Below are 25,366 nucleotides of genomic sequence, written 5' to 3'. Positions count from 1 at the left end.
GCCCTCCGGTGCGAGAATCACGCCCGAGGATCGGCCATAATGGAAGGGTGACGACCTCAGCGACGTATGCCCCGGCGGCAAGAACGATCAAGCGCCCCAACCCGGTAGCTGTCGGCACCATTGTGTGGCTCGGCAGCGAGGTGATGTTCTTCGCGGGACTCTTCGCGATCTACTTCACGCTCCGCAGCACCTCCCCCGAGCTCTGGGCCGACCGCACCGAACTGCTGAACGTCCCGTTCGCGTTCGTCAACACGGCGATCCTGGTGCTCTCCTCCTTCACGTGCCAGATGGGCGTGTTCGCGGCCGAGGACCTGCAGCCGTACCGCCTCGCCAAGGGACAGAAGAACGGCGCAGGTCGTCGTCGTCTGTTCGGCTGGGGCATGGTCGAGTGGTTCTTCCTCACCTTCGCACTCGGAGCGATCTTCGTATCGGGTCAGGTCTGGGAGTACGCACAGCTCGTCGCCGAAGGCATGCCGATCAGCGCTGACTCCTACGCCTCCGCGTTCTACATCACCACCGGCTTCCACGCCCTGCACGTGACCGGCGGCCTCATCGCGTTCCTGCTCGTCATCGGACGCGCATACGCCGTCAAGAATTTCCGGCACAAGGAGGCGACCTCCTCGATCGTGGTGTCCTACTACTGGCACTTCGTCGACGTCGTCTGGATCGTGCTGTTCGTCGTTATCTACTTCCTGAAATAAGAGCGGAGCTGATCCCCGAGATGGCACGAGAGAAGAAGCGCCGTTCCAACGGTCGTCGCAGTCCCCTGGCTGCTGCGGCCCTCATCGGAGCAGGCCTCATGATCACCGGCGCGGTGTATGCCGGAACGTCGGCGGCCTTCGCTGCGACGGACACCCAGACCACTGCGGCGAGCACGCTCACCGTCGAGGACGGCGAGAAGCTGTTCACGGCGAACTGCGCCACCTGCCATGGTCTCGATCTGCAGGGAACCGCGAACGGCCCGAGCCTCTACGGCGTGGGTGAGCTCGCGACCGAGTTCCAACTGTCGACCGGTCGTATGCCGCTGCAGATGCAGGGCCCGCAGGCACCGCAGAAGACGCCGCAGTTCACCGAGGACCAGATCCTGGCGATCTCGTCGTACGTGCAGTCCGAGGCCCCCGGCCCGACCTTCCCCGAGGACCGCATCCTCGACGGCGAGGGTGACGTCGCCCACGGAGCCGAGCTGTTCCGCGTCAACTGCGCGATGTGCCACAACGTGGCTGCGGCAGGTGGAGCACTCACCGAGGGCAAGTACGCCCCGGCACTGACCGAGACCAGCGCACTGCACATGTACGCGGCCATGGTCACCGGTCCCCAGAACATGCCCGTCTTCGGCGACATGAACCTGTCGGACGAGGACAAGCGCGACATCATCTCGGCTCTGCTCTTCCAGCAGCAGTCCGTGCAGATCGGCGGATTCTCGCTCGGTTCGCTCGGCCCTGTCTCCGAGGGACTGTTCGTCTGGATCTTCGGAATCGGCGCACTCGTCGCCATCACCGTGTGGATCACGGCGAAGTCCAACTGACGCTTAATCATCGAAGAGGAACGTACGAGGAGCACCATGGCACACGACGACGACTCGCAGGCTCTTGACAGGGCCTACCAGCCCTCTCCGGGGCTGGGTGTCGCAGTCAGCGATCCCGTGCAGAACCCCGGTTTGCCGCCGCATCGCGAGCGGATGACCGACAAGGACCCGCGCGCCGAGAAGGCTGCGGAGCGCACGGTCTACACCCTGTTCTACCTCTCGCTGGCAGGAAGCATCTGGGCGGTCGCCGCCTATATGCTGTTCCCCATCGAGAGCGGTGCGCTCATCGACATCCGCCAGAACAACCTCTTCATCGGTCTGGGCATCGCCCTGGCACTGCTGTCGATCGGCATCGGCGCGATCCACTGGTCCAAGGCGCTGATGAGCGACAAGGAGCACATCGAGCACCGCCACCCCACCCGTGGCAAGGACTCGACCCGGGAAGCCGTCGTCGAGGCGTTCGCGACCGCGAACGAGGAGTCCGGCTTCGGTCGCCGCACGATGATCCGCAACTCGCTGTTCGCAGCGATCGTGGCATCGATCATCCCCGGCGTGACGCTCTTCCGCGGGCTGGCCCCGCACAGCACGCCCGACGACCCCACTGCGGGCGACCCGGTGGCGCTGCTGAAGCACACCATGTGGGAGAAGGGTCAGCGACTTGTCCGCGACCCCGACGGAACGCCCATCCGCGCGGCGGACGTGACCCTCGGCTCCGCGTTCCACGTGATCCCGGAAGACCTCGCCGACCTCAGCCACCACGACGGCTACCTCGAGGAGAAGGCCAAGGCCATCGTCCTGATGATGCGCCTTCGCCCCGAGCAGCTGATCGAGGCCGAGGACCGCAAGGACTGGTCGTACGACGGCATCGTCGCGTACTCGAAGGTCTGCACCCACGTCGGCTGCCCTGTGGCGCTGTACGAGCAGCAGACCCACCACCTCCTCTGCCCCTGCCACCAGTCGCAGTTCGACGTCACGGATCACGCCAAGGTCATCTTCGGGCCCGCCGCACGTCCGCTGCCGCAGCTGCCCATCACCGTCGACGACGAGGGCTACCTCGTCGCACGCAGTGACTTCACCGAGCCCGTCGGCCCGAGCTTCTGGGAGCGCCATTGAGCACCGCAACGCTGTCCAAAGAGGACAAGGACAACAAGGCGCCTCTCGGCGGCCGATTCGTCGGCGCCGCGTCGAACTACATCGATGAGCGCACCAGCATCTCCGGTTTCGTCAAGGAACTCGGACGCAAGATCTTCCCCGACCACTGGTCGTTCATGCTGGGCGAGATCGCGCTGTGGAGCTTCGTGGTCGTGTTCCTCTCGGGAACCTTCCTGACGTTCTTCTTCCAGGCATCCATGGTCGAGACGCACTACACCGGTGCGTACGCCCCGATGCGCGGTATCGAGATGTCGGCCGCCCTCGAGTCGTCGCTGCACATCTCGTTCGACCTCCGCGGTGGTCTCCTGGTCCGCCAGATCCACCACTGGGCCGCGCTCGTCTTCGTCGCCGGCATCGGCGTGCACATGCTGCGCGTCTTCTTCACGGGCGCGTTCCGCAAGCCCCGCGAGCTCAACTGGGTGATCGGCTTCGTGCTCTTCATCCTCGCCATGGCCGAGGGCTTCACCGGCTACTCGCTGCCTGACGACCTGCTCTCGGGCAACGGCCTGCGCATCATCGACGGCATGATCAAGGGCTTCCCGCTCGTCGGCACCTGGATCTCGTTCCTCCTCTTCGGCGGCGAGTTCCCCGGCACCGACATCGTCGGCCGCCTCTACACGCTGCACATCCTGCTGCTGCCGCTGCTGGTCATCGGCCTGATCGTGGTGCACCTGATGCTCATGATCGTCAACAAGCACACGCAGTTCGCCGGCCCCGGCCGCACGAACGACAACGTCGTGGGCTACCCGATGATGCCGGTCTACATGTCGAAGATGGGCGGCTACCTGTTCATCGTCTTCGGCACGATCGTGCTGATCGCGACGTTCTTCCAGATCAACCCGATCTGGAACTACGGCCCGTACGACCCGTCCCCCGTCTCCGCCGGTACTCAGCCCGACTGGTACATCGGATTCGCCGACGGCGCTCTGCGACTGGCTCCGTCGAACCTCGACGTCGTGTTCCTCGACCGCACCTGGTCCTTCGGAATCCTGCTGCCGGTGATCGTGCTCGGGCTCTTCATCGTGCTCGTCGCGATCTACCCCTTCATCGAGGCGTGGATCACGGGCGACAAGCGCGAGCACCACATCGCTCAGCGTCCGCGCAACGCGGCGACCCGCACCGCCATCGGCGTGGCCGGCGTCATCTTCTACGCGGTGCTGTGGGCTGCCGCATCCTCCGACCTCATCGCGACGCACTTCATGCTCACGATGGAGGGTGTCATCCACACGCTCCAGGCCCTGCTGTTCGTCGGCCCGGTGCTCGGATACTTCGTGGCGAAGCGCATCGCCATCGCCCTGCAGAAGAAGGACCGCGAGATCGTCCTGCACGGTTTCGAGTCGGGCCGCATCGTCCGCCTCCCCGGCGGCGAGTTCATCGAGGTGCACCAGCCGGTCGACACGTACGACCGCTGGAAGCTGATCGACGTCGACGGGTACGAGCCGCTGGTGGTCCGCCCGAACGCGAAGGGTCGCATCTCCTGGACCGAGAACCTGCGTTCGTCGATCTCGCGCTGGTTCTTCGAGGATCGTCTCGCCCCGCTCACGCAGGCCGATGTCGAAGCTGCAGATGCTCACCAGCACCACGTCGAGGCTCACAACGATGAGACCGAGGCCGCCGAGATCCAGGGCGCCCACGAGCGTGCCGGCTTCCCTGACGCGCCTCTCACCGTGAGCGAGACGCACGTCGACGAGACGCCGAACACCCCCAGCACGGTCATCGCGACCGAGCCGGTGAAGAAGCCTCGCAAGAAGAAGTCTGAGGACGGAGAGTAAGTTCACCGCTCCCCCACGACGAAGGCCCTGTCCGTTTCGGACAGGGCCTTCGTCGTGCATCCGGGAGCCTCTCATGTCGTCATGGAAGGATCGTGGCATGAGCTCCGCAGTCCACCTCATCCGTTCCGCCGACCTCGCCGCTGCACCCTACGCGTACGCGGCCACAGCTCCAGTCGGATCCCGACTCATCTTCCTCGCCGGTGCGTGTCCCCTCGAAGACGATGGCAGCACCACCGCTCCCGGTGACTATGCCGCGCAGGCAGCCCGCTGCGTCGAGACGTTGCAGACGGCGCTGCACGCCAGCGGCGCGACGCTCACCGATGTCATCAGCACACGCGTGCTGGTGGCTTCGTCGGCGCAGAAGGACCTGGTGGCGGCCTGGGACGTCGTACACGCGGCCTTCGGAGCCCACGACGTACCGAGCACCCTCCTCGGAGTGACAGTGCTCGGATACGATCAGCAGTTGGTCGAGATCGAAGCGGTCGCCGCGATCTCGGAGGAGGCACGATGAGCGACGTCGTCATCCGTCCGGCCGTGTCGGAGGACGCGGAAGCCCTCCACGCCATCGAGACGCATGCGGACGCCTTGCTGATCGAGAGTCTCGGCGCACCGGAATGGCCGCCTGCCGGCGACGGTGCCGGGAGATTGAGCGCTCCCGGTTTCGTCTTCGTGCTCGAAGACCCCAGCGACACCTCCCCCGTCGGTTTCGTCCACGTTCTGGACGCCGACGGCCATGCCCACCTCGAGCAGCTCTCCGTCCTCCCGTCGTCCGGACGTCAGGGCTACGGGCGCCGACTCGTCAGTGCTGCGCTCGATGAGGCACGCGAACGGGGATACACGCGCATGACGCTGCGGACGTATGCCGAGATCCCCTGGAATGCCCCGTTCTACTCGTCGTGCGGGTTCCTGGAGAGCATTCCGGAGACTCCCTTCCAGCGCGGCCTCGTCGACACGGAGGCATCGCTCTCGCTCGACCGCTACGGTCGTCGCGTGCAGATGACCGTCGAGCTCTGAGGGATCCACTCTGGCGGAATCCGGTGGATCCGCGTCCGGATGACGAGGGCATGTCCGCCGGCGGATCCGTAGGCTGACGACATGATCGATCGCACCGAGTACTACTCCGCCAAGCTGGCCTACGAGACCGACGCCAGCGACGTCCACGCCGCTCTCAAGGCCGGAGAGTCCCTGGTGGTCGTCGACGTGCGCTCGGGCGAGGCTTGGGCCCAGGGACGCGTCTCAGGCGCCATCCACATGCATTACAGCGAGATCGCCACCCGCGCACCCGAAGAGATCCCCGTCGACTCGGCGGTCGTCGTGTACTGCTGGAGTCCCGGATGCAACGCCGGAGCCAAGGGAGCGCTGGAGTTCGCCACGCTCGGATACGACGTGCGGGAGATGATCGGGGGCTTCGAGTACTGGGTGCGCGAGGGCTATCCCGTCGAGGACGCGGATGGCGTGCACCGCCGCCCTGTCGATCCCCTCACGGGCATCGCGCGCGTACGCACGCGGGCATAGGGCGGGGTTGGTTCACAGCCCCGAGCTCGCGCACGAAGAAGGCCCCTGGGACGAATCCCAGGGGCCTTCTTCGTGATGCTCAGCGGGCGAAGTTGCCGCGGTAGTACTCGTAGACCCAGCCGACGATCGCCACGACGAAGATCGCGATACCGATCGGAAGCAGGAAGTGACCGACGGCGAGTCCGACGACGAAGACGCCGGCGGAGGCTGCCAGCACCAGCGGCCACCAGGACCACGGGCTGAACTCACCGAGCTCGGGGTCACCGTCGTCGATGTCGCTGGTCAGGATGTCTTCCGGGAGCTCACCGTTCTGCGCCTTGTGAGTGCGGTCGAGGTAGAAGGCCACCATCGCACCCATGAAAGCGGCGAAGAAGAGCGCCACAGTTCCGACCCACTCGATCCGCGCGGCGAAGTTGTCCGCCGGTGTCGCGAGGATGTGCCAGCCGGTGTAGACGACGCCCACCAGCGCGAAGAAGGCGGTCAGGACCCACCACAGAATGACGTTGTCGCGCATGGCTCAGTGACCCTCTCGCTCGCCGGGAACGGCAGGCGTGAACTCCGCTGCCTCCGGGTGGTTCAGGTCGAATGCGGGACGCTCGCTGCGGATGCGCGGGATCGACGTGAAGTTGTGCCGCGGCGGCGGGCACGAGGTCGCCCACTCGAGCGAGGCGCCGTAACCCCACGGGTCGTTGACCGTGACCTTGGGTGCCTTGCGCGCGGTGATCCAGACGTTCAGGAAGAACGGCAGCATCGACGCACCGAGGATGATCGCACCGATCGTGGAGACCTGGTTCTGCCAGGTCCAGCCGTCAGCCGCGGAGTAGTCCGCATAGCGACGCACCATGCCGTCGACGCCCAGCCAGTGCTGGATGAGGAAGGTCATGTGGAAGCCGATGAACAGCATCCAGAAGTGCACGTAGCCGAGACGCTCGTTGAGCATGCGACCGGTCCACTTCGGCCACCAGAAGTAGAAGCCGGCGAACATCGCGAAGACCACGGTGCCGAAGACCACGTAGTGGAAGTGCGCGACGACGAAGTACGAATCGGAGAGGGCGAAGTCCAGCGGCGGGGCTGCGAGGATCACGCCGGTGAGACCACCGAAGACGAACGACACGAGGAAGCCGAGCGCGAACACCATGGGCGTCTCGAACGTGACGGACCCTCGCCAGAGCGTTCCGATCCAGTTGAAGATCTTCACACCGGTCGGCACCGCGATGAGCATCGTCATCAGTGCGAAGAACGGCAGCAGCACGGAGCCGGTGACGTACATGTGGTGAGCCCACACCGCGACCGAGAGCGCGGCGATGGCGATCGTCGCGTAGACGAGCGTCTTGTAACCGAAGATCGGCTTGCGGCTGAAGACCGGGAAGATCTCCGAGACGATGCCGAAGAACGGCAGCGCGATGATGTACACCTCAGGGTGACCGAAGAACCAGAAGAGGTGCTGCCAGAGCAGGACACCGCCATTGGCCGGGTCGTAGATGTGCGCACCGAGGATGCGGTCGGCGGCGGCGGCGAAGATCGCAGCGGCGAGCACCGGGAACGCCATCAGGACGAGGAGGCTCGTGATGAGCGTGTTCCACGAGAAGATCGGCATGCGCCACATGGTCATACCGGGCGCACGCATCGTGATGATGGTCGTGATGAAGTTCACGGCGCCGAGGATCGTTCCGAAACCGGAGATTCCGAGTCCGACCATCCACAGGTTTCCACCCGCACCGGGCGTGAACGAGGCACTGGCGAGCGGCTGGTAGGCGAACCAGCCGAACGAGGCCGCACCCTGCGGGGTGAGGAATCCGGCGACCGCGATGGTCGAGCCGAACAGGAAGAGCCAGAAGGCGAACGCGTTGAGACGCGGGAAGGCGACGTCAGGGGCGCCGATCTGCAGCGGCAGGATGGCGTTCGCGAATCCGGCGAAGAGCGGAGTCGCGAACATCAGCAGCATGATCGTGCCGTGCATCGTGAAGAGCTGGTTGTACTGCTCCTTCGTCGGGATGATCTGCATCCCGGGCGCGAACAGCTCTGCGCGGATGACGAGGGCCATCACGCCACCGAGCAGGAAGAACAGCACCGAGGCGATGAGGTACATGTACCCGATCGTCTTGTGGTCGGTGGAGGTGATCCACTTGACGACGATGTTGCCCTTCTGCTCGACCCGCGAGGAGCTCATGAGAGCAGCCTGGCGAGCGGGAAGAGCAGTGGGACGGGAGCGGGGGGCCTCGTCGGTGCGGGGGGCTTCAGTTGTCGACATGGCTTACTCCTCTCCTTCCTCGGAGTCGGTCGGTGCGGTGGTGCCCGGGTAGTTCGACAGACGGTCGTAGGCGTCCGTGATGTCTCCCGTGTTGCCTTCCTCCTCGAGCGATTGGAGGTAGGCGTCGTACTCGTCCTGCTCGACGACCTTGACGTTGAAGAGCATCATCGAGTGGTACTCGCCACAGAGCTCGGCGCACTTGCCGGCGTACTCGCCGACACGCGTCGGGATGAAGGACCAGGAGTTGTCCTTCCCGATGTACATGTCCTTCTTGTACAGGAAGTCGATGATCCAGAACGAGTGGATGACGTCACGGGACTGCAGGTTGATCGTGACCTTCTGGTCGACCGGCAGCACCAGGGTCGGCAGCTGCTCCTGATCGATGTTGCCCTCAGCATCGGGCTGAGCCTGGATACCCATGGTCCAGACGGCGTCGGAGTTGTCCTCCTTCTCGCCGTCGTACTGGAAGTCCCACGCCCACTGCTTGGCGATCGCCGTGATCTCGACGTCGGGTTCATCCCACTTCGCCTCGATCGCGCTCTGGTCGCGTGCGGTGAAGAAGAACATTCCCAGGACGAGGATGAGCGGCACGATCGTGTAGAAGATCTCGATCGGCATGTTGTAGCGCATCTGCACCGGCAGGCCGGTCTGCCCCTTGCGGCGACGGTAGGCGATCGCGGCCCAGGCCATCAGGCCCCAGGTGATCACGCCGACGGCGAGCAGGACGATCCACGAGTTGACCCAGAGCGACGAGACGCGCTCGGTCTGGTTGGTGGCCGCGGGCTCACCCTCCACGAAGCCCGGGAGGTAACCGTTCAGCTCAGTGGCAGTACATCCCGCCAGGGCCACGGCTGCCACTACTCCCAGAGGAAGAGCGGCCCAACGAAGGCGGCGTTTCGAGGGCACGATGCACCTTTCAGATTGCGGACAGGGCACACCCAAGTCTAGGGCAACCTCACACCTGATTCATGCCAACCACGCAGGTTGGCGAGGGGGTCCGGATCAGTGGAAGCTGTCTCCGCAGGCGCAGCTGCCCGCGGCATTGGGGTTGTCGATCGTGAAGCCCTGCTCCGAGATCGTGTCCTTGAAGTCGATCGATGCGCCGTCGAGGTACGGGACGCTCATGTTGTCGATGATGACCTCGACGCCGTCGAAGTCGACGGTCACGTCGTCCTCGAGGAATCGCTCGTCGAAGTACAGCTGGTAGATCAGGCCGGAGCATCCGCCAGGCTGGACGGCGACGCGCAGACGAAGGTCGTCGCGGCCCTCCTGCTCGAGGAGGTTCTTCACCTTGGTCGCCGCGGCGTCGGTCAGCTTCACGCCGTGCGCCTGGGTGGTCTCTGCTGCAGTGAGTGTGGTGTCGCTCATGTCGCTCCTTGTGACGGGCCGCGCTCGCACGGCTGGTGACTCGATTTTACCCTCCGGCAGGAGGAAAGGGCTCAGATGCGGATGTCGTTCATCCGCGAGAGCAGAAGCGCCTCGGTGGCCACCGCATGGCGGAACGTGTCGAGGTGCAGCGATTCGTTGGGGCTGTGCGCCCTCGAGTGCGGGTCCTCGACGCCGGTGACCAGGATCTGCGCGGACGGGAACTCCCGCACGAGGTCGGCGATGAACGGGATCGAGCCGCCGACGCCGAGGTCGACCGGAGCGACCCCGTAGCCGTCGCGCATCGCGTCACGCGTGAGCGCGACAGCCCACCCGCTGGTGTCGACGAGGAAGCCGTTGCCCAGGTCGACGTCGGAGAAGGTGAGCTCCGCACCGAACGGGGCGTGAGCGCGCAGGTGGGCCTCGAGGGCGGCATACGCCTCTTCGCCGGACTGCCCGGGGGCGACACGAGCGCTCACGACGACCGTGACCTCGGGGAGGAGCGTGTTGGATGCCGCCTCGACGCTCGTCGCATCGATGCCGATGACCGTGACCGACGGCTTGTTCCAGATCCGGCTGAGGATGGTGCCGTCGCCGATCGGAGAGGTGCCGGGGAGAAGACCCGCCTCATCGCGGAGGGTGTCCTCGCTGTACTCGGGAGTGGAGGCATCCCGCTCCGTCATCCCCGCGACCGCGACCGAGCCGTCCTCGTTCCAGAGGGTGGAGAGCATCGTGACCGTCGCCATCATCGCGTCGGGCACCGCTCCCCCGAACATGCCCGAGTGCGACGCGTGGTCGAGGGTGCGCACACGCACGGTGAAACGTGCGTTGCCGCGGAGCGACACCGTCAGCCCGGGCGTGACCGAGTCCCAGTTGCCCGAGTCGGCCACCACGATCGCGTCCGCTCGCAGGGCGTCCTTGTTGTCCGAGAGGAACTGCGCGAACGAACGGGAGCCGTACTCCTCCTCACCCTCGATGAACATCGCGATCCCCAGTTCGAGATCATCGCCGATGACCTCGGCGACCGCTCGGATCGAGGCGATGTGGGCCATGATGCCGGCCTTGTCGTCGGCTGCACCGCGTCCGTACAGGCGACCATCGCGCACGGTCGGTTCGAACGGCGGCGTCTCCCACAGTGCGTCGTCTCCGGGGGGCTGCACGTCGTGGTGTGCGTAGAGCAGGATGGTGGGCTTTCCGTTGCGGGCCGCGCGCGTCGCGAGCACGGCAGGCTGACCGTGCTCGTCGGTGCCGGGGATCGCCGCGCGCAGGATGCGGACCTCGTCGAACACGCCGGTGTCGGTGGCGAGAGCGGCGACGGCTTCGGCGCTGCGCTCGAGCTGCGTCTGGTCGAAAGCCGGCCAGGCCATGCCGGGGATGCGGACGAGCCGGCCGAGGTCGCTCAGGGCCGCGGGGAAACCTGTCGACGCCGCCTCGAGGACTGCGGGTTCGCGATCGCTGGACGGATTCTGGTCACCGGGCTGGGCAGGAGATGTCATGCGAGTAATCTTAAGGTGATCCGCTTTTCATCGAACCGAGGAACCTCGTGGCCACTTCCCCTGTCTCCCCTCCGACGAACGACGACCCCTCCGAGACTCCGGCCTCGGGCAAGGGACGCGCGACGCCGACCCGGGCTGAACAGGAGGCCGCGCGCCGACGCCCTCTGGTCGCGAACACCAAGGAGGCGAAGGCCGCCGCGCGCGCCGAGCTCAACGAGCGCCGCAACCGCGCGCAGGCCGGTCTGGCTGCCGGTGAGGAGAAGTACCTCCCGGCCCGTGACAAGGGTCCGCAGCGCCGCTGGGTGCGCGACTACGTGGATGCGGGCTGGCACCCGGCAGAGTTCGTGATGGGTGTCATGGTGCTCGTGATCCTCATCTCGCTGCTCCCCGCCAACCTCGCGATCGGCGGATTCGCGATCGCCGGCTGGGCGTACCTGGTCATGATGGCGTACCTCATCCTCGCGATCGGCGGCATGGTGCTCCTCGGCTTCCGCGTGAAGCGCAAGGTCGCGGCGAAGTTCGGCCAGGAGCGCATGGAGCGCGGCCTCGGCTGGTACGCCGCGATGCGTTCCCTGCAGATGCGCTTCATGCGCCTGCCCAAGGCTCAGGTCAAGCGCGGCGACTACCCCGCCTGACGACTCGACTCACGCAAGAGGCGTCTCCCGCTCCGATGAGCTCGAGACGCCTCTTCTTCGTATGCGGTCGAGGTCAGCGGCCGACAAGACCCCGGTTGATCTCACGACCCCAGAACGGGCCGCGATAGAGGAAGGCCGTGTAGCCCTGCACCAGGGTCGCCCCGGCCGCGAGTCTTTCCTGCACGTCGGCGGGCGTCTCCACTCCTCCGACCGCGATCACGCAGAAGTCCGCGGGCACTGCGGTGCGCACGAGACGGAGCACCTGCATCGAGCGCTCCTTGAGCGGGGCACCGGACAGTCCGCCTGCTCCCGCAGCCTCGACTGTCGCAGCGTCCGTGGTGAGGCCCTCTCGGCTGATCGTCGTGTTGTGCGCGATGATCCCCGCGAGCCCCTCGGCCACCGCGAGCTCGGCGATGGCGGTGATCTCCTCGTCCGGGAGATCGGGGGCGATCTTGACGAGCAGCGGTGTCGTCCCGGATGCGGCCCGCACGGCCCGCAGCAGCGGCGCCAGCGTCTCCACGGCCTGGAGGCCGCGGAGCCCGGGCGTGTTCGGCGAGGAGACGTTCACCGCCAGGTAGTCGGCGAGCGGTGCGAGTCTGGTTGCCGACGCCACGTAGTCGGCCGTCGCGTTCTCGACGTCGACGACGCGGCTCTTGCCGATGTTCACCCCGATCACCGTGTCAGGGGCCCCTCGACGCAGCTTCGCGAGTCGCTTCGCCGCAGCATCCGCACCTTCGTTGTTGAAGCCCATGCGGTTGATGACCGCGCGGTCGGCGATCAGACGGAAGAGCCGCGGCTTGGGGTTGCCCTCCTGCGGGACCGCCGTGACGGTTCCGACCTCGACGTGTCCGAAACCGAGGGCGGCAAGCCCGCGCACGCCGACGGCGTTCTTGTCGAACCCCGCGGCGATGCCGAACGGCGAGGAGAAGGTCACGCCGAGCGCTTCCACGCGCAGCGACGGATCAGGCTTCGTGAGCGCGCGTGTCGCCCAGGAGAACGGGGGCGCTCCGAGGACGCGGATCACCGCCATCCCGGCATGATGGGCGAACTCGGGGTCGAAGCGCGACAGGACAGCGCGAAAGAGCAGCGGATACATCCCTGCCAGATTACCGGTCGGCGGGCTCCGGCTTCACGTGGTCGGCGCGGAGATCGGTGATCGCGCTCTCGAAGTCCTCGAGGGAATCGAAGGCCTGATACACACTGGCGAACCGCAGGTAGGCGACCTCGTCGAGATCGCGGAGCGGGCCGAGGATCGCGAGCCCGATCTCGTTCGTGTCGAGCTGCGAGACGCCTGTCTGCCGCACCGCCTCCTCGACGCGCTGGGCGAGGACGGCGAGATCTGCTTCGGTGACGGGACGACCCTGGCAGGCCTTGCGCACGCCTGAGATGACCTTCTCTCGACTGAACGGCTCCATCACGCCTGACCGCTTTATGACGTTGAGGCTCGCGGTCTCGGTCGTCGTGAACCGACCACCGCACTCGGGACACTGTCGTCGCCTGCGGATCGACAGGCCGTCGTCGCTGGTGCGGGAATCGATGACCCGAGAGTCCGAATGACGGCAGAAGGGGCAGTGCATCTGACCGATCCTACGCCGTGAATCGAGCCTCGATCGCCTCACCGTGCGCGGGAAGCACCTCGGTGTCGGCGAGTGCGACGACTCCTGCACGGACTTCGGCGAGGGCGGCGCGATCATACGAGATCACCTGCTGGGGGCGCAGGAAGGTGTACGCACCGAGGCCGGGCGCATAGCGCGCCTGTCCCCCGGTGGGCAGAACGTGATTGCTTCCCGCCATGTAGTCCCCGAGGCTCACAGGCGTGTGATCGCCCACGAACACGGCGCCCGCGCTGGTGAAGGACTCCGCGGCCGACGCCGCATCCTCGAGGTGCAGCTCCAGGTGCTCGGGTGCGTACGCGTTGCTGAACGCGGTCGCCATCGCGCGGTCATCGACGAGGACGATCGCGGACTGCGGGCCGCCCAGAGCGGCCTCGACGCGAACGGCGTGACGGGTGGACGACGCCTGCCGTGCGACCTCGGCTGCCACGCGGTCCGCGAGATCCTCGGAATCGGTGACGAGGACGGCGGACGCCTGCTCGTCGTGCTCCGCCTGGCTGACGAGGTCGGCGGCGATCAGACGTGCGTCCGCCGTCGAGTCCGCGACGACGAGGATCTCGGTGGCGCCCGCCTCCGAGTCCGTGCCGACGACTCCGGCCACGGCTCTCTTCGCCGAGGCGACGTAGTTGTTCCCCGGCCCCGACAGCACATCCACGGGATCCAGGCCGATGTCGGCGACGCCGTGCGCGAAGGCCCCGATGGCCCCTGCGCCGCCCATCGCGTACACCTCGGTGATGCCGAGGAGACCGGCCGCAGCGAGGATCGTCGGGTGAACGCGTCCGCCCTGGTCCTGCTGCGGAGGGGATGCGAGCGCGATCTGCTCGACTCCCGCGACCTGTGCCGGGACGACATTCATGATGACGCTCGACGGATAGACGGCCTTGCCCCCGGGGATGTAGACACCCGCGCGGTGCACAGGCTGCCAACGCTGCCTGATCGTCGCCCCCGGGCCGATCTCGGTGACGCTCGGTTCCGGCACCTGCGCGGCCGAAGCGATGCGCACTCGACGGATCGCTTCTTCCAGAGCGACCCGCACGTCGGGGTGCAGCACCTCGAGGGCATCGGAGATGTGCGCGGCCGGCACTCGGAGGTCATGTCCGGAGACGTGGTCGAAGCGCTCGGCCTGCTCACGCAGCGCCGCTTCGCCGCGGTCACGGACGTCCTCGACGATTCGCGCTGCGGTGTCGAGCGCCTCGGCGCGTGCCTGAGTGGCCCGCGGCACTGCCGCGAGCATGTCAGCGGGCGAGAGCTCGCGCCCCCGCAGATCGATCGTGCGCAAGATCAGCCTTTCGTGATGTCTGCGATGTCGTGCAGGTAGCCGATTCGACCGTCATCGTGTCGGACGACATACGCGCCGCCACGATCTTCGATGACGAGAGCCCAGGCGCTGGGCCCGACCTGGAAGATCGCCTCGCCGCGCTCGTCGTGCACGTCGCGCTCGGTCGGCGCGAGGATCCAGAACGGCTGCCCGGCCGACAGACCCGCGTCGTGCGCGGCCGTCTCGTGGGAATCGTCATCCGCGTCGGCGTCGACGGCGGCGAACGCCCTGGTCTCGGGAGCGGAGACATCCTGCGCGGTCGCACCGAGGAGCGACTCGATGCTGCCCGTGTCGGAGACGATCTCGGGCTCCTGGCCCCAGGTGCTGCGCGAGTACGTCGGAGCGTAGTCCTCGTCGGATGCCGGCGGCTGCTCGGTGCCCGTGCCGCCACCGGACGCGTGCGCGACGAGCGGCACCTGCTCGGCCAGATCGAGGCGAGCCACCTCGTCGGTGGCGTGCTGTCCTGACAGCTCCACATCGAGACCCTCAGCGGGGTACGCCTGCGTCGTCGAGTGCGGCGTCGATTCGACGTACGGGGCCGGCGCCTGCTGCGGCGTCTGCTCCGGCTGCCCCGTCTGCTGCGACTCGTCCTGTGCAGGCTTGTCCTGCGTGGGCTCGGCGACAGCGTCCGAGCCGGCGGCGGGAGTCACGACGGCATCCGTGGCCGGCTCCGGGCGCGGACGGGCGATGACCGGACGAACGGGGTTCGCGTTGCGATGCGCGAGGGTGACGAGTCGCCCGTGGAAGTCCTCCTTGAGCCCCGGGATCAGGGGGGCGAAGACCGTGAGAACGACGAGTGCGAGCGATGCGATGAGCTGGACGATCCCGTTCCAGTACAGACCGAACGTGCCGAAGTCGATCGCGAACACGACGGCGCTCCAGAGAGCTCCGAGCCAGAACACGGCAGCGACGGAGAAGGCGACGGAAGCGAACTGGTCGATGCCTAGGGAACCCACCCGGCGGATCCCCTCCGGGGAGAAACGACGAAGCACCACCAGGAAGACCGCGACGGTCGGCACACCGATCGGCAGCACCCACTGGATGCCGGTGCCCCAGATCGAGGTGTCGCCGACATACGGGAAGAACGAGGCGACGAAAGCGACGAGCCAGACACCCACGATGAGGAGCTCTCGCAGGGTGAACCCGAGGATGCCGAACTCCGGCGTCACCTCGTCGTCGTACAGGACGCCGTCGTCATCGGAGAAGACCTCGTCGACAGAGGACTCCGAGTCCGGGGACGTGTCATCCGCAGACGAGGCGTCGCTGTTCAGGAAGGGGGATTCCGTGCTCATGGGGGGGTCCTTTCGCCACGGTGCAGAGCTTCTGACGCACTGCACCCGAACGGGTCATGATCCTACCCGGTGCGTCCGAGAGGACGTCATCGGGCGACTCGTGTACGACGATCGTCAGCCGAGGCAGCTCGGACCGAGGAGCGACTTGAGATCGCCGAAGAGATCGGCGGAGACCTTCACGGGCATCGGCACGTCGAACACCTTCGCCGTACCGCCTCGGTGCACCCGCAGCACCACCTCGGTGTCTCCGTTGTGACGACGCAACACCTCGGCGAGCTCGTTCATGACCTTCTCGGTCGCTCTCTGCTCGGCGAGCACGAGTGCGAGCGGGCCCGCGGCATCGAAGGAGCCGACATCGGGGGCGAACGCCGACTGCGCATGGAGATTGAGTCCGTCGTCTCGCTTCGACACTCGACCGCGCACGGCCAGGATCGAGTCCTGCTGCAGGATGTGCTGGAACTCGGTGTAGGTCTTGCCCATGAACATGACCGTCACCTCACCGTTGAAGTCCTCGACCGTGATCATGCCGTACGGGTTTCCGCTGGCCTTCGCGACACGATGCTGAACACTCGTCACGAGACCGGCGACCGTGACCTGGTCGCCGTCCTGCATGTCATCGGAGTTGATGAGGTTGTGGATCGAGATCGATGCATGCTTCGCCAGCGGCACCTCGAGGCCGGCGAGAGGGTGGTCCGAGACGTAGAGCCCGAGCATCTCGCGCTCGAATGCGAGCTTGTCCTTCTTGGTCCACTCGGGTCGCGCCGGTACCTTCGCAGGCGCCGCCTCCTCCATGTCGTCGTACAGGCTGTCGAAGTCGAAGCCGATCGCGCCCTGGGCCTCGTTCCGCTTGCGATCGACCGCTGCCTCGACAGCGTCCTCATGCACTTCCAGCAGCGCTCGACGGGAGTCCCCCATCGAGTCGAACGCGCCGGCCTTGATGAGCGACTCGACCGTGCGCTTGTTCGACACGTGCAGCGGCACCTTGTCGAGGAAGTGATGGAAGGAGGTGAATCGCTCGTCCTCGCGCGCCGCGATGATTCCTTCGACCACGTTGCTGCCGACGTTGCGGACGGCACCGAGTCCGAAGCGGATGTCATCGCCGACGGCCGCGAAGTACTTGATCGACTCGGAGACGTCAGGCGGCAGCACCTTGATGCCCATGCGGCGGCACTCGTTCAGGTACAGGGCCATCTTGTCTTTGGAGTCGCCGACGCTGGTGAGCAGGGCGGCCATGTACTCGGCCGGATAGTGAGCTTTGAGGTACGCGGTCCAGTACGACACGACGCCGTACGCGGCAGAGTGCGCTTTGTTGAACGCGTAGTCCGAGAACGGGAGCAGGATCTCCCAGATCGCGTTGACGGCGCCGTCGGAGTAGCCGTTCGCGTGCATGCCCGCTTGGAAGCCCTCGAACTGCTTGTCGAGCTCGGACTTCTTCTTCTTGCCCATCGCTCGGCGGAGGATGTCGGCCTGGCCGAGCGAGAATCCGGCCACGCGCTGGGCGATGGCCATGACCTGCTCCTGATAGATGATCAGGCCGTACGACTCGTCGAGGATGTCGGCGAGCGACTCGGTGAACTCCGGGTGGATCGGCGTGATCGGCTGCTGCCCGTTCTTGCGCAGCGCGTAGTTCGTGTGAGAGTTCGCACCCATCGGGCCGGGGCGGTACAGCGCGATGAGCGCCGAGATGTCGCCGAAGTTGTCCGGGCGCATGAGACGCATGAGTGCTCGCATCGGGCCGCCGTCGAGCTGGAACACCCCGAGCGACTCACCCCGCCCGAGCAGCTCGTACGCGCCGCGGTCGTCGAGCTCGAGATGCTCGAGATCGAGCTCCTCTCCCCGGTTCGTGCGGATGTTGTCGAGCGCGTCGGAGATGATCGTGAGGTTTCGCAGCCCCAGGAAGTCCATCTTGATCAGACCGAGAGACTCGCACGACGGGTAGTCGAACTGCGTGACGATCTGCCCGTCCTGCTCGCGGCGCATGATCGGGATGATGTCGATCAGCGGCTCGGACGACATGATCACGCCGGCGGCGTGAACGCCCCACTGGCGCTTGAGGCCTTCGAGACCGAGAGCGCGGTCGAAGACCGTCTTCGCCTCGGGGTCGGTCTCGATCAGCGCACGGAACTCGCTCGCCTCCTTGAAGCGGGGGTGGGCGGAGTCGAACATGCCGTCGAGCGGCATGTCCTTGCCCATGACGGGCGGCGGCATCGCCTTGGTGAGTCGCTCGCCCATGCTGAACGGGAACCCGAGCACTCGCCCTGCATCCTTCAGCGCCTGCTTCGACTTGATCGTGCCGTAGGTGACGATCTGTGCGACGCGCTCGGACCCGTACTTCCTGGTCACGTACTCGATGACCTCGCCACGGCGACGGTCATCGAAGTCGACGTCGAAGTCGGGCATCGAGACGCGATCGGGGTTGAGGAACCGCTCGAAGATGAGGCCGTGCTCGAGGGGGTCGAGGTCGGTGATCTTCATGGCGTAGGCGACCATCGACCCGGCACCGGACCCACGACCGGGACCGACGCGGATGCCGTTGTCCTTGGCCCAGTTGATGAAGTCGGCGACGACGAGGAAGTAGCCGGGGAACCCCATCTGCAGGATGATCCCGGTCTCGTACTCGGCCTGCTTGCGCACCTTGTCGGGGATGCCGCTGGGGTAGCGGTAGTGCAGACCCGCCTCCACCTCCTTGATGAGCCAGCTGTCCTCGGTCTCACCGTCGGGCACGGGGAAGCGCGGCATGTAGTTCGCCGCGGTGTTGAACTCGACCTCGCATCGCTCGGCGATGAGCAGCGTGTTGTCGCACGCCTCGGGGTGGTCGCGGAACAGCTGCCGCATCTCGGCGGCCGTCTTGATGTAGTACCCGTCGCCGTCGAACTTGAAGCGGTTCGGGTCATCGAGGGTCGAGCCGGACTGCACGCACAGCAGGGCCTCGTGAGCATCGGCCTCGTGCTGGTGCGTGTAGTGCGAGTCGTTGGTGCCGACTAGGGGGATGTTCAGGTCTTTGGCGAGGCGGATCAGATCGGTCATGACCCGACGCTCGATGGAGAGGCCGTGGTCCATGATCTCGGCGAAGTAGTTCTCCTTGCCGAACAGGTCCTGGAACTCCGCGGCCGCCGCGCGTGCCGCGTCGTACTGACCGAGACGCAGACGCGTCTGGATCTCGCCGGACGGGCACCCGGTGGTGGCGATGAGCCCCTTGCCGTAGGTCTGCAGGAGCTCGCGGTCCATGCGGGGCTTGAAGTAGTAGCCCTCCATGCTCGACAGAGAGCTGAGCCGGAACAGGTTGTGCATCCCCTGCGTGCTCTCGCTCCACATCGTCATGTGGGTGTACGCGCCTGAGCCCGACACGTCGTCGCTCTTCTGATCGGGAGAACCCCACTGCACTCGCGACTTGTCGCTGCGATGGGTACCGGGGGTGACGTACGCCTCGAGCCCGATGATCGGCTTGACCCCCGCGGCGTTCGCCGCCTTGTAGAACTCGAAAGCCGCGAACGTGTTGCCGTGATCGGTCACCGCGATCGCCGGCATGTCGTAGTCGGCGGCGGCCTGAGTCATCGCCGCGATCTTCGCCGCCCCGTCGAGCATCGAGTACTCGCTGTGCACGTGCAGGTGGACGAAGGAGTCGGATGCCATGAGTTCGATTCTACTTTCGGCATCCGACATCGAAGGTCGGGTCGGTCACCCGAGTCATCGCAGATCGAGGCGCATCAGCACGCGGGGAAACCCGTCGAGAGTGGACCCCGTCTCGGCAGCCTTCTCGAATCCTGCCTTCTCGAACAGACGCCTGGTGCCGACGTACGCCATCGTGAGGTTCACCTTCTCGCCGCGATTGTCGACCGGGTACCCCTCGATCGCGGGCGCCCCGCGCTTCTTCGCGTGCGCGACGGCGCCGTCGATCAGCGCGTGCGAGATCCCCTGCTTCCGGAAGCCCGGCCGGATGCGGATGCACCACAGCGACCAGACGTCGAGGTCGTCGATGTGCGGGATCAGCCGGTTGCGCTCGAAACTCGTCGCGCTCCTCGGATGCACCGCCGCCCATCCCACGGGTTCGTCGTCGAGATAGGCGATCACGCCCGGCGGAGGATCCTGGTGGCAGAGCTCGCGCACTCGGTCGGCCCGCTGGGGCCCGCGCAGCTCGTTGTTCTCCTTGCTGCCGATCCGGTAGCTCAGGCAGAAGCAGACGTTCGACGTCGGCTTCTTCGGGCCGACGAGCGCGGCCACGTCGTCGAACTCGGTCGCAGGTCGCACCTCGATGCTCATGGGTTCAGTCTGACTCACACCGCGGACATCGGGTCCTGCCGCTTCACTCCCCGCGCAGGATCTCCAGAGCATGCTCGAAGTCGGCCGGGTAGGCAGACTCGAACTGCACCCACTCCCCCGTCGCCGGGTGCGAGAACGCGAGCTTGTGCGCATGCAGCCACTGGCGGGTGAGACCGAGCTTCGCCGACAGCGTGGGGTCCGCGCCGTAGAGCGGGTCCCCGGCGCACGGATGACGGAGCGCCGCCATGTGCACGCGGATCTGGTGCGTGCGACCGGTCTCGAGATGGATCTCGAGCAGCGAGGCTCCGGGGAACGCCTCGAGCGTCTCGTAGTGGGTGACCGATGGCTTGCCGTCGGGGACGACTGCGAACTTCCACGAATGGTTCGGATGCCGACCGATCGGCGCGTCGATGGTGCCCGTCAACGGGTCCGGGTGCCCCTGGACGACCGCGTGGTAGATCTTCTCGACCGTGCGCTCCTTGAACGCATGCTTGAGCGCCGTGTACGCCGACTCGCTCTTGGCGACGACCATGAGCCCGCTCGTGCCCACATCGAGACGATGCACGACCCCCTGTCGCTCCGGCGCGCCGCTGGTCGCCACACGGAAACCGGCCGCTGCGAGTGCACCCACGACCGTGGGGCCCTCCCAGCCGAGCGACGGGTGGGCTGCGACCCCGGTCGGCTTGTCGACGACGACGATGTCGTCGTCGTCGTAGACGATCCCGAGCTCGGGAACGGCGATCGGAATGATCCGCGGCTCCTCTTTCGGCTGCCACTCCACCTCGAGCCATCCACCGCCTCTCAGGCGATCGGACTTGTCGAGGGTCACTCCGTCGAGACGCACCCCTCCGGCGGCCGCGACATCAGCCGCGAACGTCCGCGAGAAGCCGAGCATCTTGGCGAGAGCCGCGTCGACGCGAGTGCCCTCCAGCCCGTCCGGGACGGGCAGGGAACGGAATTCCACGCTCAGCGCCCCTCGGACGCTGCGGCAGAGGCATCCGGGGATGCCTCTCCCCTGCCCGAAGCCGATTCCGACTCCGCGTCTTCGGCCACGGCCGCGGCCTCGGCCTCCTCATCGGTCTCCACGGGAGCATGATCGCGCTCGCGCGTGCCGTCGAATCGCAGCCCGAACACGACGAGCAGCGCCACCGAGATCATCCCGGTGACGATGAAGATGTCTGCCACGTTGAAGATCGCCGGCATCATCCAGGGCATCGAGATCATGTCGACGACGTGACCCATGGGGAAGCCGGGGTCGCGGAAGAGACGATCCGTGAGGTTTCCGAGCACTCCGCCCAGCAGGCACCCGAGCACGACGGCCCACAGCCGTGAGCGGAGTCCGAGGGCCTTCCAGACGATCACTCCGGCGACGACCGCAAGCGCGATCGTGAAGATCCACGTGACATCGGACCCCAGCGAGAATGCGGCGCCGGGATTGCGGACGTAGTACAGCTGAAGGAACTCACCCAGCACCGGGACGGGCTCCTGCAGAGGCAGGTTCTCGGTGGTGAGGTACTTCACAAACTGATCGGCGGCCAGCACGAGCGCTGCGAGAATCGCAACGATCGCGCCGGCCGCCGACCGACGAAGGGCAGGGCGTCCTGGCAAAGGGACGACCTACAGTCCGATCGCGGAGACCGGGGTCGAGTCCGTCGACGCCGACTTCTCGTCGAGGTCGCGGAGCTGACCCTCGATGTAACCGCGCAGCTGCGAGCGGTAGTCGCGCTCGAAGTTGCGGAGTTCGGTGATGCGAGCCTCGAGGGTGTTGCGCTCGCGCTCGAGTCGTGCCGACTCCTCGCGCTGCTTGGCCTCGGCCTCGGTGCGGATGCGGTTGACCTCGCCCTCGGCGTCGGCGATGAGCTGAGCGCGCTTGGCCTCACCCTCGGCAACGTGCTCGTCGTGCAGACGCTGCGCGAGCTCGATGATGCCTGCGGTGGCGGTCGCAGAACCCGACGGCGCGGGCTCGACGGGGGCAGGAGCCTCCTCGACGACCGGAGCGGGCGCCTCGGCGGCGGGAGCCGCGGCAGCGACCGGCGCATCGCCGGACTCGAACGCTGCGAGCTTGGCCTTGAGTTCGACGTTCTCTTCGAGGGCCTTGCGCCACTCGATGACGATCTCGTCGAGGAAGTCGTCGACCTCGTCCGGGTCGAAGCCGTCCTTGAAGCGGACGTGCTGGAACTGCTTGGTGACGACGTCATCCGGGGTAAGTGCCATGGTGGCTCCTTCGATGAGTTCGGTTGCCAGTTTGGAGAATGGCGTGGTCGTGATCTGGCGCGAACCCGGGGCGCGCACCTGGGAGCCAAGCATAGTCCCCGAGCCTGTCACCCGCGACGCCGCGACACTCCACGACGCCGAAGTCGGCTGGATCTCAGATGAAGTTCCGGACGACGCTCATCAGGATGAGCACGATCAGGATCGTGATCGAGAAGCCGAAATCCAGCGACAACCCGCCGATCCGCAGCGGCGGGATGATCCGCCGGAAGAACCGAACGGGTGGGTCGGTGATGGTGTAGACGAGCTCGGCAGCGACGAGGCCGGCCCCCTTGGGGCGCCATTCCCTGTTGAAGAGCGGGATGTACCCCAGGATCAGGCGTGCGAAGAGCACCAGGAGGTACAGCAGAAGCGCCAGATGGACGATGCTGGCGACGATGGAGACGACGATCCCCACGGTCTACGACTGGTCGAAGCCCGCAGACTCAGCGTCTGCGTGCGCGATTCCCCCGTGGCCCGACACCGCGATGTTCTCCGGCGAGAGCAGGAACACCTTCGAGGTGACGCGCTCGATGCGGCCGTACAGACCCAGCGAGAGACCCGAGGCGAAGTCGATCAGACGGCGAGCATCCGCGTCGCTCATCTGCGAGAGGTTGATGATGACCGGCACACCCTCGCGGAAGCTCTCCGCGATGAGCTGAGCATCGCGGTACTGCTTCGGGTGCACGGTGAGGATCTCGTTCACGGCCCCTCCTGCGGGCTGACGCACGGCGACGGGGCGCCGAAGCGGGGTGACGGGGGCCGGAGCCGGCTCTTCACGGTCACGGTCTCGGTCGCGGTCACGCTCGCGATGTGCGCGAACGGGAGCCTGCTCCTCGTAGACCTCTTCCTCGTCGGCGAGGCCGAGATACACCATGGTCTTCTTCAGCGGGTTACCCATCGTGTCCTCCGGTTCGAACGAGTCGGGTTGGTCTGTTCACAGGTTAACCCCGGTCGGGTCGGGGGCCCGTGATTGCGGAACCGATCCGCAGGTGTGTCGCGCCGGCGCTGATGGCTTCGGCGAAGTCGCCGGTCATCCCTGCGGAGATCCAGTCGGCTGTGGGCTCGACCTCACGCACGCCCTCGGCGATCGCGTGCAGCCGGGAGAACGCCGATGCGGGCTCCTCGTCGAGCGGAGCGACCGCCATGACGCCTCGAAGGCGCAGGGACGGCAGAGACATGATGTGCTCCGCGAGCGACCGCGCATCGTCAGGAGCGACGCCCCCACGCCCGAGATCCTCTGTGAGGTTCACCTGGACGAGGACGTCGAGGACGTCCTCTCCCTCAGCGGCCCTGTGCAGGGCATCCGCGAGCCTGTCGCGGTCGACCGAATGCACGGCATCCGCGCTCCGGCGGATCGCGGACGCCTTGTTGGTCTGCGCCTGCCCGATGAAATGCCAGCGCAGCTCGAGGTCCTCGAGTTCGCCGGCCTTCGCCGTGAGCTCCTGCTGGCGGTTCTCGCCGACTTCTCGCACGCCGAGGGCGTGCAGGTCGCGGACGAGGGATGCCGGGTGGAACTTCGTCACCACGATCCGGGTGATCCCCGCAGGGTCGCGACCGGCCAGACGTGCGGCGTCGGCGATCCGTGCGTCGATCGCCGACAGCCGCTCGGCCAGACTCGATTCCTGTCGGCCCTGCGCGAGGGTCACTTCAGGAATTCGGGGATGTCGATGTCGTCATCCGCGAAGGCCGGCTCGATGCTCGTAGCGGGGACGCGCTGCTGAGGCGCCTTCTCCGCCTCGACGGACTCAGCCGCGGGCTTGCTCTGGTCGTCGTCCGTCAGCGTCACCTCGGGAAGCGTGCTCGCGGCGGCGGGGCGCGTGACGACCATGGGGTCGAGACGCAGCGAGGGCTCGCCGCTGTCGAAGCCCGCAGCGATCACCGTGACGCGCACCTCGTCGCCGAGCGTGTCGTCGATGACCGTACCGAAGATGATGTTGGCCTCGGGGTGTGCGGCCTCCTTGACGAGATCCGCGGCATCGTGGATCTCGAAGATCCCGAGGTTCGAGCCGCCCTGGATCGAGAGCAGGACTCCGTGCGCGCCTTCGATGCTCGCCTCGAGCAACGGAGACTCGACCGCCAGTTCGGCGGCTTTGATCGCCCGGTCGGCTCCGCGCGCGGACCCGATGCCCATGAGAGCGGACCCGGCTCCCTGCATGACGGACTTGACGTCCGCGAAGTCGAGGTTGATGAGACCGGGAGTCGTGATGAGGTCGGTGATGCCCTGCACACCGGCGAGGAGCACCTGGTCGGCGGTGGCGAAGGCCTCGATCATCGAGATGCCACGGTCGCTGATCTCGAGCAGGCGGTCGTTCGGCACCACGATGAGCGTGTCGACCTCTTCCTTGAGCTTCACGACGCCGGCTTCGGCCTGGCTCTGGCGGCGTCGGCCCTCGAACGAGAACGGCTTGGTGACGACGCCGATCGTCAGGGCGCCGATCGACTTGGCGATGCGTGCGACGACGGGGGCTCCACCGGTTCCGGTTCCACCGCCCTCACCTGCCGTCACGAACACCATGTCGGCGCCGGTGAGCGCCTGCTCGATCTCTTCGGCGTGGTCCTCGGCGGCGCGACGACCGACCTCGGGGTCGGCTCCTGCGCCGAGGCCGCGAGTGAGCTCACGGCCCACATCGAGCTTCACGTCGGCGTCGCTCATCAGCAGCGCCTGGGCGTCGGTGTTCACGGCGATGAACTCGACTCCGCGGAGACCGAGATCGATCATGCGGTTGACGGCGTTGACGCCGCCACCGCCGACGCCGACGACCTTGATCACGGCGAGGTAGTTCTGGTTCTGGCTCATGGCCGGCCTCCGAATAGTCGAGCCTGTCTTTGGGCGAGATCCCGCGGGTTGAACCTTAAACCTCAACTAGAGGTGTAAAGTATTTCCCGGTATTGGTTTCTCTTGTTCGAAGGTAAGCGTCA

26 protein-coding genes are annotated in these 25,366 nt (G+C 66.5%); 8 read left to right on the top strand and 18 right to left on the bottom strand.

The window, feature by feature from the left end; translation table 11 throughout:
• Positions 1–47: 47 nt before the first annotated feature.
• The 7 genes from ctaE to ACTJKH_RS12720 all read left to right on the top strand — a co-directional run bounded on the left by ctaE (position 48) and on the right by ACTJKH_RS12720 (position 5,964).
• Entirely contained in the window at positions 48–701 is a 654-nt protein-coding gene (ctaE, locus tag ACTJKH_RS12750) for an aa3-type cytochrome oxidase subunit III (protein ID WP_210098300.1), read from the top strand.
• Positions 702–721: 20 nt separating this feature from the next.
• Complete coding sequence (gene qcrC / locus ACTJKH_RS12745) at positions 722–1,525, top strand: cytochrome bc1 complex diheme cytochrome c subunit (protein ID WP_210098301.1); 804 nt, start codon at positions 722–724, stop codon at positions 1,523–1,525.
• A 36-nt stretch (positions 1,526–1,561) separates the two neighbouring features.
• Positions 1,562–2,638 carry a cytochrome bc1 complex Rieske iron-sulfur subunit gene (qcrA, locus tag ACTJKH_RS12740; RefSeq protein WP_440737233.1) on the top strand — a complete coding sequence of 359 codons (1,077 nt, stop codon included), beginning with the start codon at positions 1,562–1,564 and terminating at the stop codon, positions 2,636–2,638.
• Complete coding sequence (gene qcrB / locus ACTJKH_RS12735; RefSeq protein ID WP_440737232.1) at positions 2,635–4,449, top strand: cytochrome bc1 complex cytochrome b subunit; 1,815 nt, start codon at positions 2,635–2,637, stop codon at positions 4,447–4,449. Before qcrA ends, qcrB begins: the two co-directional genes overlap by 4 nt.
• 97 nt (positions 4,450–4,546) lie before the next feature.
• A complete protein-coding gene (locus ACTJKH_RS12730; RefSeq protein WP_440737231.1) occupies positions 4,547–4,960 on the top strand; it encodes a RidA family protein in 414 nt (137 codons plus the stop codon).
• Positions 4,957–5,463, top strand: a complete 507-nt coding sequence (locus ACTJKH_RS12725; RefSeq protein ID WP_440737230.1) for a GNAT family N-acetyltransferase — start codon at positions 4,957–4,959, stop codon at positions 5,461–5,463. Before ACTJKH_RS12730 ends, ACTJKH_RS12725 begins: the two co-directional genes overlap by 4 nt.
• Before the next feature lie 81 nt (positions 5,464–5,544).
• On the top strand, positions 5,545–5,964 hold the full coding sequence (locus tag ACTJKH_RS12720) for a rhodanese-like domain-containing protein (RefSeq protein ID WP_440737229.1): 420 nt from the start codon (positions 5,545–5,547) through the stop codon (positions 5,962–5,964).
• Between the two features lie 79 nt (positions 5,965–6,043).
• Here ACTJKH_RS12720 and ACTJKH_RS12715 read toward each other — a convergent pair whose 3' ends face one another.
• The 5 genes from ACTJKH_RS12715 to ACTJKH_RS12695 form a co-directional block, all read right to left on the bottom strand.
• Positions 6,044–6,478, bottom strand: coding sequence for a cytochrome c oxidase subunit 4 (locus ACTJKH_RS12715; protein WP_210098307.1), 435 nt, complete (start codon positions 6,476–6,478; stop codon positions 6,044–6,046).
• A gap of 3 nt (positions 6,479–6,481) precedes the next feature.
• Positions 6,482–8,215: an aa3-type cytochrome oxidase subunit I gene (gene ctaD / locus ACTJKH_RS12710; protein ID WP_210098308.1), complete on the bottom strand. Its 1,734-nt coding sequence runs from the start codon at positions 8,213–8,215 to the stop codon at positions 6,482–6,484.
• A gap of 3 nt (positions 8,216–8,218) precedes the next feature.
• The gene (gene ctaC / locus ACTJKH_RS12705) at positions 8,219–9,121 is read right to left on the bottom strand and encodes an aa3-type cytochrome oxidase subunit II (RefSeq protein ID WP_440737228.1); all 903 of its coding nucleotides are present in this window, start codon (positions 9,119–9,121) and stop codon (positions 8,219–8,221) included.
• A 96-nt stretch (positions 9,122–9,217) separates the two neighbouring features.
• A complete protein-coding gene (erpA, locus tag ACTJKH_RS12700; protein ID WP_210098310.1) occupies positions 9,218–9,583 on the bottom strand; it encodes an iron-sulfur cluster insertion protein ErpA in 366 nt (121 codons plus the stop codon).
• Between the two features lie 71 nt (positions 9,584–9,654).
• On the bottom strand, positions 9,655–11,076 hold the full coding sequence (locus ACTJKH_RS12695) for a dipeptidase (protein WP_440737227.1): 1,422 nt from the start codon (positions 11,074–11,076) through the stop codon (positions 9,655–9,657).
• Between the two features lie 47 nt (positions 11,077–11,123).
• On the opposite strand from ACTJKH_RS12695, the gene ACTJKH_RS12690 reads away from it, so the two are divergent.
• Positions 11,124–11,711: a DUF3043 domain-containing protein gene (locus ACTJKH_RS12690; RefSeq protein ID WP_210098312.1), complete on the top strand. Its 588-nt coding sequence runs from the start codon at positions 11,124–11,126 to the stop codon at positions 11,709–11,711.
• Positions 11,712–11,784: 73 nt separating this feature from the next.
• Here ACTJKH_RS12690 and ACTJKH_RS12685 read toward each other — a convergent pair whose 3' ends face one another.
• The 13 genes from ACTJKH_RS12685 to ftsZ all read right to left on the bottom strand — a co-directional run bounded on the left by ACTJKH_RS12685 (position 11,785) and on the right by ftsZ (position 25,244).
• Complete coding sequence (locus ACTJKH_RS12685; RefSeq protein WP_259162866.1) at positions 11,785–12,807, bottom strand: quinone-dependent dihydroorotate dehydrogenase; 1,023 nt, start codon at positions 12,805–12,807, stop codon at positions 11,785–11,787.
• 10 nt (positions 12,808–12,817) lie between these two features.
• Complete coding sequence (gene nrdR, locus ACTJKH_RS12680; protein ID WP_053096729.1) at positions 12,818–13,288, bottom strand: transcriptional regulator NrdR; 471 nt, start codon at positions 13,286–13,288, stop codon at positions 12,818–12,820.
• Positions 13,289–13,298: 10 nt separating this feature from the next.
• Complete coding sequence (hisD, locus tag ACTJKH_RS12675; RefSeq protein ID WP_440737296.1) at positions 13,299–14,606, bottom strand: histidinol dehydrogenase; 1,308 nt, start codon at positions 14,604–14,606, stop codon at positions 13,299–13,301.
• Positions 14,606–15,934 (bottom strand): hypothetical protein, encoded by a 1,329-nt coding sequence (locus tag ACTJKH_RS12670; protein WP_440737226.1) that lies wholly within the window; start codon positions 15,932–15,934, stop codon positions 14,606–14,608. Before ACTJKH_RS12670 ends, hisD begins: the two co-directional genes overlap by 1 nt.
• A gap of 114 nt (positions 15,935–16,048) precedes the next feature.
• A complete protein-coding gene (gene dnaE / locus ACTJKH_RS12665) occupies positions 16,049–19,567 on the bottom strand; it encodes a DNA polymerase III subunit alpha (protein WP_440737225.1) in 3,519 nt (1,172 codons plus the stop codon).
• A gap of 54 nt (positions 19,568–19,621) precedes the next feature.
• The gene (locus ACTJKH_RS12660; protein WP_440737224.1) at positions 19,622–20,194 is read right to left on the bottom strand and encodes an N-acetyltransferase family protein; all 573 of its coding nucleotides are present in this window, start codon (positions 20,192–20,194) and stop codon (positions 19,622–19,624) included.
• A 43-nt stretch (positions 20,195–20,237) separates the two neighbouring features.
• The gene (locus ACTJKH_RS12655; RefSeq protein WP_210098316.1) at positions 20,238–21,158 is read right to left on the bottom strand and encodes an RluA family pseudouridine synthase; all 921 of its coding nucleotides are present in this window, start codon (positions 21,156–21,158) and stop codon (positions 20,238–20,240) included.
• A 2-nt stretch (positions 21,159–21,160) separates the two neighbouring features.
• A complete protein-coding gene (lspA, locus tag ACTJKH_RS12650; RefSeq protein WP_259162870.1) occupies positions 21,161–21,802 on the bottom strand; it encodes a signal peptidase II in 642 nt (213 codons plus the stop codon).
• Between the two features lie 9 nt (positions 21,803–21,811).
• Positions 21,812–22,408 (bottom strand): DivIVA domain-containing protein, encoded by a 597-nt coding sequence (locus ACTJKH_RS12645; RefSeq protein WP_440737223.1) that lies wholly within the window; start codon positions 22,406–22,408, stop codon positions 21,812–21,814.
• Positions 22,409–22,562: 154 nt separating this feature from the next.
• On the bottom strand, positions 22,563–22,862 hold the full coding sequence (locus ACTJKH_RS12640) for a YggT family protein (protein WP_440737222.1): 300 nt from the start codon (positions 22,860–22,862) through the stop codon (positions 22,563–22,565).
• A gap of 3 nt (positions 22,863–22,865) precedes the next feature.
• Positions 22,866–23,345 carry a cell division protein SepF gene (locus ACTJKH_RS12635; RefSeq protein ID WP_440737221.1) on the bottom strand — a complete coding sequence of 160 codons (480 nt, stop codon included), beginning with the start codon at positions 23,343–23,345 and terminating at the stop codon, positions 22,866–22,868.
• A gap of 43 nt (positions 23,346–23,388) precedes the next feature.
• Entirely contained in the window at positions 23,389–24,093 is a 705-nt protein-coding gene (locus tag ACTJKH_RS12630) for a YggS family pyridoxal phosphate-dependent enzyme (protein ID WP_440737220.1), read from the bottom strand.
• Entirely contained in the window at positions 24,090–25,244 is a 1,155-nt protein-coding gene (gene ftsZ / locus ACTJKH_RS12625) for a cell division protein FtsZ (RefSeq protein WP_440737219.1), read from the bottom strand. Before ftsZ ends, ACTJKH_RS12630 begins: the two co-directional genes overlap by 4 nt.
• Positions 25,245–25,366: the final 122 nt, after the last annotated feature.

Origin of the sequence: Microbacterium sp. 22215, assembly GCF_052045655.1 — a bacterium.
Taxonomy (GTDB): domain Bacteria; phylum Actinomycetota; class Actinomycetes; order Actinomycetales; family Microbacteriaceae; genus Microbacterium; species Microbacterium phyllosphaerae.
Note: the sequence above shows the minus strand (reverse complement) of the source record. Positions and strands in the feature narration are given on the sequence as shown.